Consider the following 14,230-nt stretch of genomic DNA (forward strand, 5'->3'; position numbering starts at 1 on the left):
TCCGATTCTCGCATGATGTGTCCCATCCGAAACTTGCACCGACAGGTTAAGAAACCCTGATCAGTCGGTGGGCGCAGCGGCGTTTCGGCCTGCCAGGATCACACTGACGGTATAGGCCGCCGCAGGGGACAGGCCTGCCATGATTTCGGCGGCGGCATCGGCACGCATCCGCCCCAGAAAACCCGCCGCGAAATCCGGTGCCATCTCTTCGAACAGGGCCGCGGCGTCTTTGGCTTTCATGTTCTCGTAAACAGCGGTCAGCCGCGCGATATCGCCCTCGGCCGCCTCGTCGGCCAGGGCCACGGTGGCCTTCAGGCGCGCCTCTGCCCGTTCCAGCGCGGCAAGCTGGCGGCGGATTTCCTCTTCGGCCAGATTCAGGGTTCTGCGGCGTTCGTTCATCTTTTGCTCGGCTTCGGTCAGCCGCGCATCGCGATCTTGCAGGGCCACCAAAAGAGGCCCGATATCGGGCGCGTCCTGACAGGGCGCAGGCGGCGCGACGGTGTCATGGCCCTGTGCAAGCGCCCCGACTTCGCGCGCGACGGCAAGCCCCGTACCATTCCCCAGCCGAATCAAACCAGAACCGATCAGCATCGCCGAGACCGTGAACAGCACACTCCGGCCGGCGCGGCGGCGCGCATGCCCGGTGCGGGTCATTCGGCGGCCTCCGGGCGGTTTTGCAACACAAGCGGCGGCTCTTTGCGCGTGGCCTGAGACGACCGTATGAACGACAACCCCACCGCCTGCGGTCTTTCCGGGCGCGCGGGCGACGGATCCACGGCATCGCGCTGCGGCGGGCGGGCGGCGGGCGGTTTTTCCTCGGGCAAAGGCAGATCGTGCAAAGAGGCCACCAGCAATTCCAGCCGCTGTGCGACCCCATCGGCGCGCCCGGTCAGATCCTCCAGCGTCGAGGACGAGGATCGGGCCGAAGAACGGGCCGACTCCAGCGCGCGGGTCATGTCGTCAACCTGCGCAGATAGCACCGCGATCGCCCCGCCCATGCCGGTTTCAAGGTCGTTGAGCCGCCGCAGCCGCCGCGACAGGACCATGCAATAGAACGCCGCGCCCAGGGCCCCTGCGACCAAAAGGATATCTGCAATCAACGCCATTCCATCCCCCTCAGTTCAGTACGAATTCGGTGATCAGAAGGTCGCGCACACGCCCTTCGCCGGTCACGATCTGGACCCGCCGCAGCATCTGTGCGCGCAGACGGATCAGGGCCGAGGGATCCTCCAGATCCGCCACTGAAACCGCCCGCAGATACCCGTTAAACACATCCAGAACTCGCGGCTGCAGCGCCCTGACCTCACCCGCGTGGGACGCGGAAACCTCCAGTTGAGCCGTGAACTTGAGATGCCGATTCGACGCCCCGGGCCCCAGCGAGATAATCAGCGGATCAAGCGGGACGAAGGCGATGTCGCCGGCCAGCGGTGCGGGCGCGCCGTGATCTGCCGCGGCACCCGGTGCGTCCTGTGACCCGCCGCCCAACATGCCGGAATACATCACGAAAAACCCGGCACCGCCCAATACGATGGCCAGTACAAACCCCAGCAGCAGCGGGAGCTTGGATTTCTTTTTCGGCGGCTCTTCTTGCGCCAGGTCGGGGTCGGCCATGTTCCGGGTCCATTCTTTTGCCGTCTCCCTGCTATAGGCCGACGAGAGCTAACCGATTGTTAAGACCGATCGGGGAAAGATGACGAAACGGACGGGGGCAGAAGCCCAAGCTACGGGAGTTTCGTCGTGCAGCAGATTATCGCGGTCTGGTCCAACCTTGATCCGCGTCGCCGGGTCATCGTGGCGCTGGCGACACTGGCCATGTTCGCGGCTATCCTGGCCATGTCACGGATGGCGACGACGCCGCAGATGGCGCTTCTGTATTCGGGGCTGAAAAACAGCGCGGCGGGCGAGGTGGTGCAGGCACTGGAACAGCGCGGCGCGGCCTATGAGGTACGGAACGGCGCGATCTATGTGGATGGCGCCCAGCGCGACGAGCTGCGGATGACGCTTGCCAGCGAAGGCCTGCCCGCCGCTGGCGGTGCGGGGTACGAGTTGCTGGACAACCTGTCGGGGTTCGGAACCACATCGCAGATGTTCGACGCCGCCTATTGGCGCGCGAAGGAGGGTGAACTGGCCCGCACGATTCTGGCCAACCCACAAATCCGGTCGGCCCGGGTGCATATCGCCAACTCTTCGGGCCAGCCCTTTCGCCGCGACCTGAAACCCACAGCGGCGATCACCGTCACCACCGGCGGCGGAACGCTGTCACCCGGTCAGGCGAAAGCGCTGAAATATCTGGTGGCCTCGTCGGTGGCGGGCCTGTCGCCCGAGGATGTCTCCGTCATTGACGCCGCCGGCGGGCTTGTCGTGTCGGGGGACGAAGAGCTTTCGCCCAGCCTTGGCGGCGCGGACCGTGCCGAAATCCTGAAGCACAATGTCGAACGGCTGCTGTCCGCCCGGATGGGGCCGGGAAAGGCGGTGGTCGAGGTCAGCGTGGACACCGTGACCGACCGCGAATCGATCGTCGAGCGGCGTTTCGACCCTGACAGCCGGGTGGCGATCTCCACCGATACCGAAGAGCGCAGTACCTCTGCCCGCGATCAGGGCGGCGCTGCGGTGACCGTGGCCAGCAACCTGCCCGACGGCGATGCCGGGACGGACCGGAACTCCTCTTCCTCCAACACCGAGACCCGCGAGCGGGTGAATTTCGAAGTCTCCGAAACCCAGCGCGAGGTGCACAAGACCCCCGGCGCGATCAAGCGGATTACCGTTGCCGTGATGCTGGACGGGCTCCGCACCGTCGACGACACCGGCACCGAGGTCTGGCGGCCCCTGCCAGACGCGGAACTGCGCGCGCTGGAGGAACTGGTCGCCTCGGCGGTCGGGTTCGATGCGGCGCGCGGCGATGTCATCACGCTCCGGTCGATGCCGTTCGATCCGGTCGTTCCCGCCGGAACCCTGGCCGAGGCGGGCCTGCTGGACCGTCTGGCGCTTGATCTCATGGCGCTGGTGCAACTGGGGGTTCTGTCGGCTGTGCTGCTGGTGCTGGGCCTGTTCGTGCTGCGGCCGATTCTTTCCGGGCGGGCAACGGCGCCGGGTCTGCCCGCCCCCATTCCCCCCGCCGAATCCGGCAACACCGCCGCCCGATCCGGCCTGACCGGCGAGATCGATCAAGGCACCCTGCCCGATACCGCGGTAAACGACCTGCCGGTCGTGGTTTCCGGCCAGCCGGCCCCGCTGCCCGCGCCATCGGCGGATCCGGTGGAACGTCTGCGCCAGATGATCGAGGACCGGCGCGCCGAAACAATCGAAATTCTGCGCCACTGGATGGAAGATGACGAGGAACCCGCGCGATGACCCGCCCTCTGAAGCTTGAGGATTTCGGCGATACCGCCTCGGGCGACCATGTGGGGCCCGATCCGGCGATGCTGACCGAAGACGCCCGCCTGACCGCTTATGAGGAGGGCTACAAGGCCGGATGGGACGACGCCGCCGCCGCCGAGGCCCAGAGCCAGTCCCGGGCCAGCGCCGATTTCGCGAAAACCCTACAGGATCTCTCTTTCACCTATGCCCAAGCCCGCGCGCATGTTCTGGACGCCATCGCCCCGTTGCTGACGCTGATGGCCGACAAGGTCCTGCCCGACCTCGCGCGCGACGGGTTTGCGCAAACCGTGGTCGAGCTTGGCCGCGCGGCGGCCGAAACCGCCGCGAACGCGCCTGTGGATCTGATCGTCAGTCCGGCGAACCGCGCCGCACTGGAACGCCTTTTGCAGGATGACGCGGGGCTGCCCCTGCGCATCGTCGAAGAGCCCAGCCTCGGGCCGGGGCAGGCATTCCTGCGCGGCGGTCAGGGCGAAACCGCACTGGATATCGACGCGGTGATCGCGGGGATTCGCGATGCCGTGGCCGGGTTTCTGACCACCGAAGCTGAAAAGGAAACGCAGACCCATGGATAACGCGACAAGCCCGGGCGATCAGAACCCGCTGACCAACGTGCCGCTTGAAATCACCATCTCGGTCGGCAAGGCCCGCCCGCTGATCCGCGATCTGCTGCTCCTTCGTCAGGGCGCGATTCTGTCGCTGGACCGGCGGATCGACGATCCGGTAGAGCTTTACGTCGGGGACAAGTTGATCGCGCGCGGCGAGCTGCAGGAGATGGAGGGCGAGCAGGCGGGCCAGCTTGCCGTGCGCCTGACCGAGGTCGCAGACCTGAAAAGTAGTCTCTGATCATGCCCAATCGTCTTGTTGCAACGCTGTTCTTGCTGTCCCTCGTACTGTTCGTTCCGGATGTGGCGCAGGCGCAGGAGATCAGCGTCAACCTGGGCGATGACGGCTCCCTGGCGGGGCGTAGCGTGCAGTTGATCGTTCTGCTGACGGTGCTGAGTCTCGTGCCCGGCCTCGCCATCATGCTGACCTGCTTTCCGTTCATCGTGACAGTGCTTGCTATTTTGCGGCAGGCGATCGGGCTGCAGCAATCGCCGCCCAACATGCTGATCGTCAGTCTGGCGCTGTTTTTGACCTATTTCGTGATGGAACCCACCTTCACCGAAGCCTGGCAAACCGGGATCACCCCGTTGATCGAAAATCAGATCACCGCCGAAGAAGCCTTCGCCCGCAGTCTGCACCCGTTCCGCAGTTTCATGGCCGCCCGCACCGATGGGGAAACCTTTGCGCGGTTGCAGGATCTGCGCCCCGGCGCCAACCCCGCCCCGATGCCCGAGGCGCCGCTCTCCTTGCTGGTGCCGTCCTTCCTGCTCAGCGAAATCACCCGCGCGTTCGAAATCGGCTTTCTGATCTACCTGCCCTTCCTGATCATCGATCTGGTGGTCGCGGCGATCCTGATGTCGATGGGCATGATGATGGTTCCGCCGGCGGTTGTCTCGATGCCGTTCAAGCTGGCCTTCTTCGTGGTCGCGAACGGCTGGACGCTGATCTCCGAGGCACTGGTGCGCAGTTATTTCTGAGCCTGTCCGATACGGCAGATCAGTCTCTAACGCACCACAAACTCTGCGTGCAGCGCGCCGGCGGCCTTGATGCTTTTCAGGATGTCAATCATGTCGCGCGGCGACACCCCAAGCGCGTTCAGCCCGGCGATGACCTCGGACAGGGACGTGCCCCCGGCAACCTCGGCCAGACCGGTGCCGGGCTCCTCTTCGAGCGAGGCGGTGCTGCGCGGCACGATCACCGTCTGACCGCGGGCAAAGGGGTTGGGCTGCACGACGACGGGATCTTCCTGAATCCGCAAGGTCAAATTGCCCTGGCTGACCGCCACACGCGAAATGCGCACGTCTTCACCCATAACGATCGTGCCCGAACGCTGATCGACCACCACACGCGCCTTGCGCTGGGGTTCGACCGGAATGTTTTCCAGCCGCCCGATCACATGGGCCGGCGAACGCATATGCGCCGCCTCGATATCCAGCTCGACGGTGCCGGCATCCAGCATCTGCGCCACGCGCCGGCCAAAGGTCTCGTTCACCGCGCGCTCGATCCGGCTTGCGGTGGTGAAGTCCGGTGTGCGCAGCGCCAGACGCAGGCGGGTCAGGGTCGAAAAATCGAAAGCAATCTCGCGCTCGACCCGTGCGCCGGCCGGGATCACGCCCGATGTCGGCACCCCCTGCACGACAGAGGCACCCGCCCCTTCGGCCGAGGCGCCCCCGGCGATCACCGTGCCCTGCCCGACCGCGTAAATCTGGCCATCCGCCGCGTTCAGCGGCGTCATGATCAGGGTGCCGCCCAGCAGGCTTTTGGCATCGCCGATCGCCGATACGGTCACGTCGATCTGCCCGCCCACCCGCGCGAAGGGCGGCAGGGTGGCCGTGACGAACACGGCGGCCACGTTTTTCGGGCGAAGCTGCTCGCCCGCAACGTTGACCCCCAGCCGTTCCAGCAAGTTCGACATGATCTCTTCGGTGAAGGGCGCATTGCGCAGGCCATCGCCGGTGCCGTTCAGCCCGACGACCAGACCGTAACCCACCAGATCATTGCCCCGGACCCCGTCGAATTCCACCAGATCCTTGATGCGGATCGGCGCCGCCCCTGCCGTGCCCAGGGCGGCGGCGAAGAAAAAGGCGGTGACGAGGGCAAGACGTATCATGACAGGTAATCCGCAAGGCTGAGGCGCGCCAGGCGCGCGGTGATGGTATAGAGCGTTTCAAGCTGGGTCTGGACGGCTTCCAGCTCGGTTGCGGTCTCATAGGGATCGGCGCCGATCAGTTCGGTCCGGGCGAGTGTCAGCATCGTGGTCTGGGCCGCATTTTCCACCTGAATGGTCTCGATCCGGTTTTGTGCCGTGCCAACCTCGGCCTGCAGGGTGGACAGCGCCCCCTCGGCCGTCAGCAGATGCTCGCCCGCCATAAGCGCCAGCCCGGCACGCGCATCCACATCGCCGCCCAGCGTGGCCTCGTCGGCCAACAGCGCCGCCGTCGCCAGCCCGCGCAGGACATCGCGCAATGCCGGGTCGGCGGCGGTGACGTCCAGCGAAAGGGTCTGCCCCTCGGCCAGCCGCATGGGCCCCGCCGCCGTGTCGGCGCCGCCATAGATCGCCGTCTCGAACCCGCCGCCGGGCGTGTCGAACCACGCCGCGACCGCCGCCATCACGCCGCCCGGCGTGGTTTCCACGGCGATGAGGGTTTTCAGCTCTGCCATCATCACGTCGGCCGGGGCCAGCGCCCGCGTATCCGTGGCCGCGCCGGAAAACAGCGCGCGCCCCGTAACCGCACCATTCAGCGCCGCGACGGCCTGTTCCAGCTTGCCCAGCGCATCGGCGCCGGTGGTCGCAAGCAGCGTCGCCTCGGGCGCGCCGCCAGCCAGCAGCAGCGCGGGCGTCACCTGATCGGCGGCCCCGGCCAGATTGTCGAGACTGACCTGCATCGCCTGCGTCATCAGCGCCGCCTCGGCCGTTGTGGTTTTGTAGGCATCGAGGGCGGTCAGGCTGCGCTCGATCGCGGAAAGCGGCATGAAATCGCCCGAAAGCCGTGCGCCCTGATCGGCGGTCTGGCCGGTCGCGATCTCCTGCACCAAGGTATCGAGTTGCGTTTTCAGGGTTTGGTTGTGACGGCGCAAATGGAAGCTCTGCGCCAGATCGCCGGTCGTGAGAGAGGTCATCATGGTCAGATACTCAGCAGGGTTTGAATCAAATCGTCGATGGTCTGCACGACACGGGCATTCGCGGCATAGGCGTTTTCGATCATCAGCAGGTTTTGCAGTTCCTGATCGGTATCGACCCCACCAGCGAGTTCGGCGGCGCGCAGCGCCTCCCCCTTGGCATGGGCATAGCTTTGATCGGCCTCGGCCCCCTGTCGGGTGCTGGCCACGAAGGACAGGTACTCTGACGCAAGGCTTGATGTGCTACGCGCCGCCCCGGAAAACCGGCCCGAGGCCGGCGCGCGGCTTTCGGCCAATGCGTCGGCAAAGGCGTTCAGCAACGTGGCATCGCCCGCATTTCCGGGATCGGTTGCGCCCAGGCCCGCGCGCAGGTGCCACAGATCGCCGCCCTGCGCCGGGTCAACCACCGGGTTCAACGCCAAGCGGGCGGACAGCCCGGTCTCGTTCGCGGGATTGAACGCAAGGCCCCCATCGGTGAACAGGCCCGCCGCGCCGGGGGGCTGGCTCGGGTCCAGCCCCGGTTGCTGAAACCGTTCGATCAGATCGCGGGCGACCGCGTCCAGCTCTGCCTGCGCATCGGCGGCCCAGACGTCGCGCTGATCGAACAGGGCGGCCAGACTGCCCCCGGCGATCGGGGAATGGGCGCCTTCGGTCGAAACCGGCTGACCGTTCAGGGTCAGCCCTGACAGCGCGCCGGAACCAAGGGTCATTTCAGGCACAATCGTGCCGGTTTCGGCAAAGCCGAAGACCCCCGGTTTACCCTCCAGCAGGGTGGCGCCGGTGGTGGTATAAAGCGCGATCTGCCCGTGATCGCGCTGCATCACCTGCAAAGGCACGATACCGGCGATGTCGTCGACCAGGATCTGGCGCTGATCCATCAACGCCGTCGCGTCGTGGCCCGCGCCTTGATGCAGGCGGATCTCGCCGTTCAGATCGGCTATCTTGGCCAGCCGGTCGTTCAGCATGTCCACCTGTGTGCCGATCTGGCGGTCCGCCGCCATCCGCTGGTCCTGAATTCCGCCCGAAATGGCGGCGAACTGTTGCTGTAACGCGCCGGCCGTGTCGGCAACCTGCGCCAACCGCGCGTCGGAATCAGGCCTGCTGGCCGCTTCGGTCAGCGCGCTTTCGAACGCGGCGATACGCCCGTTCAGCGACGCCTCGCTTTCGGGCAGGCCGACCAAAGCCTCGAGCGTGACGTAAAAGGCCGCTTTTTGATCGGCCCGTCCGCTGGCGGCGTCCGACAGACGGCGATCGGCCAACACGATCCGGTCCACATCCCGGCGCACACCGTCGATCTGCACCCCGGCACCAGTGCCGCCGACCGATTGCGACGAGGTTTCCAACACCCGGCGGCCGTAGCCATCCGTCAGGGCATTGGCCACATTGGCCGACACCACCTCGGCCGCGCGGGCGCTGGCGGTCAGCCCGGACAGCGCATTGGACAAAGAGCCCGAAATGCTCATGGCAAGATCCTAACCCGCGTTGTGTCAGCGCTTGATATTGGTGGTTTCCTGCAGCATCTCATCCACCGTCTGGATAATCTTCGCGTTCGAGGAATAGGCCCGCTGGGTCTGGATCAGCTGGGTCAGTTCGGCAGCCACGTCGGTCGCCGATTCCTCGCGCGCGTAGCCGACAACGCTGCCGGTCGGGCCGTCGCCGGCATCCCACAGGAAGAATGCGCCACTGTCGGGCGAGACCTGATAGGCTTGGTTGCTAAGCGCGATCAGCCCGTTCGGGTTGGGCACATCGACCAGCGGGATCTGATAGATCGTGCGCGTGAACCCGGTGTCGTAGATTCCGTGCACGAATCCGTTTTCATCGATCTCGACCGAGGTCAGATTCCCCACCGGCGAGCCGTTCTTGGTGATCGAGGTCGGCGCGAAACTGTCGGAAAGTTGAGTGAGCCCCGCCGGGTCGCCCAGGCTGCCGATGGTGATTTCCATCGGGCCGCCGTCCACATCAACGGTCAGGGTGCCGTTGATATCGTCATAGGCCCCGCCCGAAATCGTGGTGACCGAGGCCAGCGTCCCGCCATCGGCCCGGCTGTCGTCGAAGGTCAGGACATATTCGCCCACCGTCGCCCCGCCGGATGCGGAATCGGCGATGGTCATGGTCCATTCATTCGACGAGCCGCTGGCCGGGATCGTCGGTATAAAGCTGACGGTCAGGGTTTCGGAGGTACCAAGATTGCCGAAATATTCGATCGACAGATCCAGCGGGTCGCCCGAGGCACCGACCTCTGTCGCGGTGGCGGGCAGGTTGACCCCCAGTTCCATCTGTGTCGTGGGATCGCCGGCGAACTGGTTGACGTCGATCTGGACCGGTTCCAGCCCGTCGATCGTGTCGCGCGGATAGGTCGGCACACTGCCGTCGGCCTCTGCCGGCCAGCCCATCAGAACCATGCCGGTGCTGGTGGTCAGCACACCGTTTTCGTCCGGATAGAACGACCCCGTGGTCATCAGATACATCGGCATCGTGCCGCCACTGTTCACCGAGGCGGAATCCGTCACCGGGATCATGCCGCGCCCGCTGATCGCGATATCGGTCGGGTTGCTGGTCGGAATCAGCGGCCCGCTTTCGTCGATCATGCGGTGGGTGGTCGAACGCACACCGCCCGCGGCATAGCCACCGGACCCGTCGATCACCATCGAATGAAATTCGGTATCCGAGCGTTTATAGCCATAGGTAGACGAATTCGCGATATTGTCTGAAATCGTGGCCAGACGGGTAGCATTGGCATTGAGCCCGGCCACACCGGCATTGAGCGAGGAGGATATGGTCATGGGTAGCGCCTTTCTGCTGCTTCGACCCCTTGTCTGAACCAAGCGTTACAGGGCCGCGCTTAACAGGGCGCTAATAGGTAAAATGCGACAGACTTTGCCGCGTCACGGGCCAGCGCGCAGCAGCACCAGTTCCAGCCGGTTGTTGCGCACCGCCATCGGGTCGCGCGCGACCGGGCTGCGGTCGGCATGGCCGGTGACGCGCTGCACCCGCGCGGGCGGCAGGCCGGCGGCCTCCATCATCCCGCGCGCCGCCTGGGCGCGGCGGGTGGACAGATCCCAGGCCGGATCCTCGATCAGAACCCGTGGATGCGCCCGGGTATGGCCACCAATCGCCACCTGGTTCTGAGCCAGATCGAACACATCCGTGATCATCGCCGTCAGGTCGACCATCATCGGCGTCGGGCGGGCGCTGCCCTCCTCGAACAGCGGGCTGCCGGGGCGGTCGAACAGCTCCACGATCAGGCCCTCGTCGGTAACGCGGGTCACGACATGGCGCAGAATTTCGTCGCCCACCATGCTTTCGCCGCCGCGTTCGCGCAGCATCTGTTCGACCTGCTGCAACGCGGCCGCGGCTTCGGCCCCGCTTTGCCCGCGCGCCTGGCGTTCGCTGGTGGCACGCTTGTCGGTGGCGCCGGTGCCGTTTTGTGCCAGAATCTGTTCGGAAAAGATGCTTTCACCGCCAAAGGCCCCTTCGCCCCCGCCAGAGATACGGTTCACCGGAATCGTCGGGTTGAAGTAATCCGCGATCCCCTTGCGTTGTTTTTCCGTCGTCGCGTTCAGCAGCCACATCAGCATGAAGAAGGCCATCATCGCAGTCACGAAGTCGGCATAGGCCACTTTCCACGCCCCACCGTGGTGCCCGTCACCGGCGACAACCTTCTTTCGCTTGATGATGACTGGCGCATTGCCTGATGCGCTCATTTCACCACCTCGTATTCACCCAAGGCCAGCGATAGCAGCCAGGCGTGAACACGGGCTTAACCTTTAAAATGCGCGCTATTGCGCCAGAATCATGGCGGCGGCCTTTTCGGCGATCATGATCGTGGGCGAATTGGTGTTGCCGCTGGTGATGGTGGGCATGACGCTGGCATCGGCCACCCGCAACCCGCCGATTCCGCGCATCCGAAGTTGCGGATCCAGCGGCGCGGCCGCGTCGGCGCCCATGCGTACCGTGCCCACGGGGTGAAAGATCGTGGTGGCGATGTCGCCCGCGGCCTTGGCCAGATCGGTGTCGTTTTCGTAGTCGGGTCCGGGTTTGAACTCTTCAGGCGCGTATTTCGCCATGGGGTCCTGCGCCATGATCCGGCGGGTCAGGCGAATGGCCTCGGCCGCGACCCGGCGATCGCGCGGTGCCGACAGGTAGTTCGGCATAATTTCGGGCGCCGCCCTGGGATCGGCCGAGGTGATCTGCACATGGCCGCGGCTGTCGGGGCGCAGATTGCACACGCTTGCGGTGATCGCATCGAACGGGTGCAGATCGCCGCCGAATGCCTCCAGCGACAGGGGCTGGACGTGATATTCCAGATCGGGCGTCGCCATATCGGGCGAAGAGCGTGCGAACGCCCCCAGTTGCGACGGCGCCATCGACATCGGGCCCGAGCGTTTCAAGGCGTATTCGAGACTGATTTTCGCCTTGCCGAACAGGGTCGCGGCCATCGTGTTCAGGGTCTTGGCCCCGTGCATCTTATAGGCGCAGCGCACCTGCAAATGGTCCTGCAGGTTCTGACCGATGCCGGGCACCTCATGCAGCACCTCGATCCCGTGTTGCTGCAACAGGGCCCCCGGCCCGATGCCTGACAGTTGCAGCAAGTGTGGCGAGCCGATCGCGCCGGCGGCCAGCACCACCTCGGCCCGCGCGCGCGCCTCCTTGATCTGGCCGTTCTGGCGGTATCGCACGCCCACTGCCCGGCCGTTTTCAATCAGGATCCTTTCGGCCTGGGCGTGGGTTTCCACCGTCATCCGGTCCTTCACCGGATGCAGAAAGCCCTTGGCGCTGCTCCAGCGCCAGCCGCGTTTCTGATTCACCTTGAAATAGCCGACGCCCTCATTGTCGCCCCGGTTGAAATCATCCGTCTGCGGGATGCCTTCGGCCACGCAGGCGGCCATGAAATCGTCCAGCACCCCCCAGCGCAGCCGCTGGTTTTCCACCCGCCATTCGCCGCCCGCGCCATGGGCGTCGTCCGCACCGGCAAAGTAATCCTCGGACGCCTTGAAATAGGGCAGCACATCGTCCCAACCCCAGCCGGTATTACCCAACTGCCGCCAGTGATCGTAATCCGCCGCCTGCCCGCGCAGATAGAGCATCCCGTTGATCGACGAACAGCCGCCCAGCACCCGCCCGCGCGGATACAGCAGGCTGCGCCCGTTCAGCCCCGGATCCGGGGCCGTGCTGAACCCCCAGTCGGTGCGCGGATTGCCGATGCAGTAAAGATAGCCGATGGGGATATGGATCCAATGATAGTTGTCCTTGCCGCCTGCCTCCAGCAACAGGACCCTGGCCTTGCGGCTCAGGCGGTTGGCCAACACGCAGCCGGCCGATCCCGCCCCCACGACGATATAGTCGAATTCCATTGTCCCCTCCCCTTCGTGCAGATTTGCACAGACCCCGTGATCCTGCCGGGGTTTCCCTATGGAACAGAGCCACGACATATGACGCAACCACGTTTGCAATATCGCCCCGGAAAAAGGAGGCCCCCATGCTCGATCAGATCAAAGGTCTGCACCATGTCACCGCGCTGGCCAGCGCCGCGCAAGACAACAATGATTTCTTCACCAAGGTTCTGGGCCTGCGCCGGGTGAAGAAAACCGTGAATTTCGACGCGCCGCAGGTCTATCACCTGTATTACGGCGACGCGATGGGCACGCCGGGGTCGGTCATGACCTATTTTCCCTTCGAAGGGGCGCGGCGCGGCCGGGCGGGCACCGGCGAGGTTTCTGTCACCGCCTTCACCGTGCCCAAAGGCAGCCTGCCCGCATGGCGGGCGCGGCTTGCCGGTTTCGACATCTCCGGCCTGTCGCAAGACAGCCGTTTTGGCCAGAACAGGCTCTTGTTTCGCGGCCCCGACGGCGATGGCCTGGCGCTGATCGAGGGCGAGGATACCCGCACCCCCTGGACCGGCAACGGCGTCGGCGAAGACATGGCGATCCACGGTTTCCATTCCGCCGCCATGCGTCTGGCGGACGCGGGCGCCTCTGCCGAATTGCTGAAATTCATGGGGTTCGAGCAGATCGACCGCCAAGGCGCGATCACCCGGTTTGCGGTGCCGGATGGCAACGGCGCCGATGTAATCGACATCGAAACCGTCAACGCCCCGCCGGCGGGTCAGGGCGCCGGATCGGTGCACCATATCGCCTTCGCCGTCGAGGATCGCGCAAAGCAGCTGGAGGTGCGCCGCGCGCTGATGGACACGGGCTATGACGTGACGCCGGTGATCGACCGGGATTATTTCTGGGCGATCTATTTCCGCACCCCCGGCGGCGTGCTGTTCGAGATCGCCACCAACGAGCCCGGGTTTGACCGCGACGAAGACAGCGCGCATCTGGGCGAAGCGCTGAAACTGCCCGCGCAGCACGCGCATCTGCGCCCGGTTCTGGAACAGAAATACCTGACCCCGATCGAGGATTGATCCCAAGATGAGTGACTATTTCACCCAAACCACCCCCGGTGCGCCCGGCAGCCCGCTGATCTTCACCTTTCACGGCACCGGCGGGAACGAGACCCAGTTTCACGGTTTCGGCCAGGAGTTGATACCAGGGGCCACGGTGATTTCGCCACGCGGGGATGTGTCCGAGGCCGGCGCGCTGCGCTTTTTCCGGCGCCGCGCCGAAGGGAACTATGACATGGCCGATCTGGCACAGCGGGTTGCGGCCATGGCCGCGTTCGTGACGACGGCAAAGACCAGGGCCCAGCCCGCGCGCACCATCGGGCTGGGCTATTCCAACGGCGCGAATATCCTGGCTGCGGTCAGTTTCCTGCATCCCGGCCTTTTCGACGATCTGATCCTGATGCATCCGCTGATCCCGTGGCCACCCGCGCCGCAGCCCGGCCTGACCGGGCGGCGCGTTCTGATCACCGCCGGGCGGCGCGATCCGATCTGCCCCGCACCGATAACCGGGGCTCTGATTGAATATTATTCCGAACAGGGCGCGGCCGTGACAGGGGACTGGCATCCCGGCGGCCATGAAATCCGCGATACCGAACTAACCGCGGTGCGGGAGTTTCTGGCCGACTGACCGGCGGCGGCAAAGGGCGGGGCAAAGCCATAAACCTGCGATGTATATCCGTGGGCTTGAATGCAATTTGGCCCGGAACGGCGGCGGCGACGGTACAATCCGGCTTGACCCGG

At 65.3% G+C, this 14,230-nt stretch carries 15 protein-coding genes; 6 read left to right on the forward strand and 9 right to left on the reverse strand.

The annotated features are described in order from the left end of the window. Nucleotides 1-60: 60 nt before the first annotated feature. From ACSR1C_RS00635 to ACSR1C_RS00645, 3 genes are read right to left on the reverse strand one after another with little or no spacing between them, the layout of a single operon-like run. Nucleotides 61-654, reverse strand: coding sequence for a MotE family protein (locus tag ACSR1C_RS00635; RefSeq protein WP_460257390.1), 594 nt, complete (start codon nucleotides 652-654; stop codon nucleotides 61-63). After that, the gene (locus ACSR1C_RS00640) at nucleotides 651-1,106 is read right to left on the reverse strand and encodes a hypothetical protein (protein ID WP_460257391.1); all 456 of its coding nucleotides are present in this window, start codon (nucleotides 1,104-1,106) and stop codon (nucleotides 651-653) included. The genes ACSR1C_RS00635 and ACSR1C_RS00640 overlap by 4 nt, the downstream gene beginning before the upstream one ends. 10 nt (nucleotides 1,107-1,116) lie before the next feature. Further along, nucleotides 1,117-1,611 (reverse strand): flagellar basal body-associated FliL family protein, encoded by a 495-nt coding sequence (locus ACSR1C_RS00645; protein ID WP_460257392.1) that lies wholly within the window; start codon nucleotides 1,609-1,611, stop codon nucleotides 1,117-1,119. A gap of 126 nt (nucleotides 1,612-1,737) precedes the next feature. On the opposite strand from ACSR1C_RS00645, the gene fliF reads away from it, so the two are divergent. The 4 genes from fliF to fliP are packed head-to-tail and all read left to right on the forward strand — an operon-like array spanning nucleotide 1,738 to nucleotide 4,958. Continuing rightward, nucleotides 1,738-3,351, forward strand: a complete 1,614-nt coding sequence (fliF, locus tag ACSR1C_RS00650) for a flagellar basal-body MS-ring/collar protein FliF (RefSeq protein WP_460257393.1) — start codon at nucleotides 1,738-1,740, stop codon at nucleotides 3,349-3,351. Beyond that, the gene (locus tag ACSR1C_RS00655; RefSeq protein ID WP_460257394.1) at nucleotides 3,348-3,950 is read left to right on the forward strand and encodes a FliH/SctL family protein; all 603 of its coding nucleotides are present in this window, start codon (nucleotides 3,348-3,350) and stop codon (nucleotides 3,948-3,950) included. Before fliF ends, ACSR1C_RS00655 begins: the two co-directional genes overlap by 4 nt. Continuing rightward, entirely contained in the window at nucleotides 3,943-4,221 is a 279-nt protein-coding gene (locus tag ACSR1C_RS00660; RefSeq protein WP_460257395.1) for a FliM/FliN family flagellar motor switch protein, read from the forward strand. Before ACSR1C_RS00655 ends, ACSR1C_RS00660 begins: the two co-directional genes overlap by 8 nt. A 2-nt stretch (nucleotides 4,222-4,223) precedes the next feature. Next, entirely contained in the window at nucleotides 4,224-4,958 is a 735-nt protein-coding gene (fliP, locus tag ACSR1C_RS00665; RefSeq protein ID WP_460257396.1) for a flagellar type III secretion system pore protein FliP, read from the forward strand. A gap of 26 nt (nucleotides 4,959-4,984) precedes the next feature. Here fliP and ACSR1C_RS00670 read toward each other — a convergent pair whose 3' ends face one another. From ACSR1C_RS00670 to ACSR1C_RS00695, 6 genes are all read right to left on the reverse strand, one after another. Next, nucleotides 4,985-6,091 carry a flagellar basal body P-ring protein FlgI gene (locus ACSR1C_RS00670; protein WP_460257397.1) on the reverse strand — a complete coding sequence of 369 codons (1,107 nt, stop codon included), beginning with the start codon at nucleotides 6,089-6,091 and terminating at the stop codon, nucleotides 4,985-4,987. Further along, nucleotides 6,088-7,104, reverse strand: coding sequence for a flagellin (locus ACSR1C_RS00675; RefSeq protein WP_460257398.1), 1,017 nt, complete (start codon nucleotides 7,102-7,104; stop codon nucleotides 6,088-6,090). Before ACSR1C_RS00675 ends, ACSR1C_RS00670 begins: the two co-directional genes overlap by 4 nt. A 2-nt stretch (nucleotides 7,105-7,106) precedes the next feature. Continuing rightward, nucleotides 7,107-8,564: a flagellar hook-associated protein FlgK gene (flgK, locus tag ACSR1C_RS00680; RefSeq protein ID WP_460257399.1), complete on the reverse strand. Its 1,458-nt coding sequence runs from the start codon at nucleotides 8,562-8,564 to the stop codon at nucleotides 7,107-7,109. A 24-nt stretch (nucleotides 8,565-8,588) separates the two neighbouring features. Continuing rightward, nucleotides 8,589-9,884, reverse strand: a complete 1,296-nt coding sequence (locus tag ACSR1C_RS00685; RefSeq protein ID WP_460257400.1) for a flagellar hook protein FlgE — start codon at nucleotides 9,882-9,884, stop codon at nucleotides 8,589-8,591. A gap of 102 nt (nucleotides 9,885-9,986) precedes the next feature. Further along, nucleotides 9,987-10,805 (reverse strand): flagellar motor protein MotB, encoded by an 819-nt coding sequence (locus ACSR1C_RS00690; protein ID WP_460257401.1) that lies wholly within the window; start codon nucleotides 10,803-10,805, stop codon nucleotides 9,987-9,989. Nucleotides 10,806-10,880: 75 nt separating this feature from the next. Continuing rightward, complete coding sequence (locus ACSR1C_RS00695) at nucleotides 10,881-12,455, reverse strand: GMC family oxidoreductase (protein WP_460257402.1); 1,575 nt, start codon at nucleotides 12,453-12,455, stop codon at nucleotides 10,881-10,883. A gap of 125 nt (nucleotides 12,456-12,580) precedes the next feature. On the opposite strand from ACSR1C_RS00695, the gene ACSR1C_RS00700 reads away from it, so the two are divergent. Both ACSR1C_RS00700 and ACSR1C_RS00705 read left to right on the forward strand, forming a co-directional pair. Then, nucleotides 12,581-13,510: a VOC family protein gene (locus tag ACSR1C_RS00700; protein WP_460257403.1), complete on the forward strand. Its 930-nt coding sequence runs from the start codon at nucleotides 12,581-12,583 to the stop codon at nucleotides 13,508-13,510. 7 nt (nucleotides 13,511-13,517) lie between these two features. Continuing rightward, nucleotides 13,518-14,117, forward strand: a complete 600-nt coding sequence (locus ACSR1C_RS00705; protein ID WP_460257404.1) for an alpha/beta hydrolase — start codon at nucleotides 13,518-13,520, stop codon at nucleotides 14,115-14,117. Nucleotides 14,118-14,230 lie beyond the last annotated feature (113 nt).

The organism is Actibacterium sp. D185-2 (genome assembly GCF_054954595.1).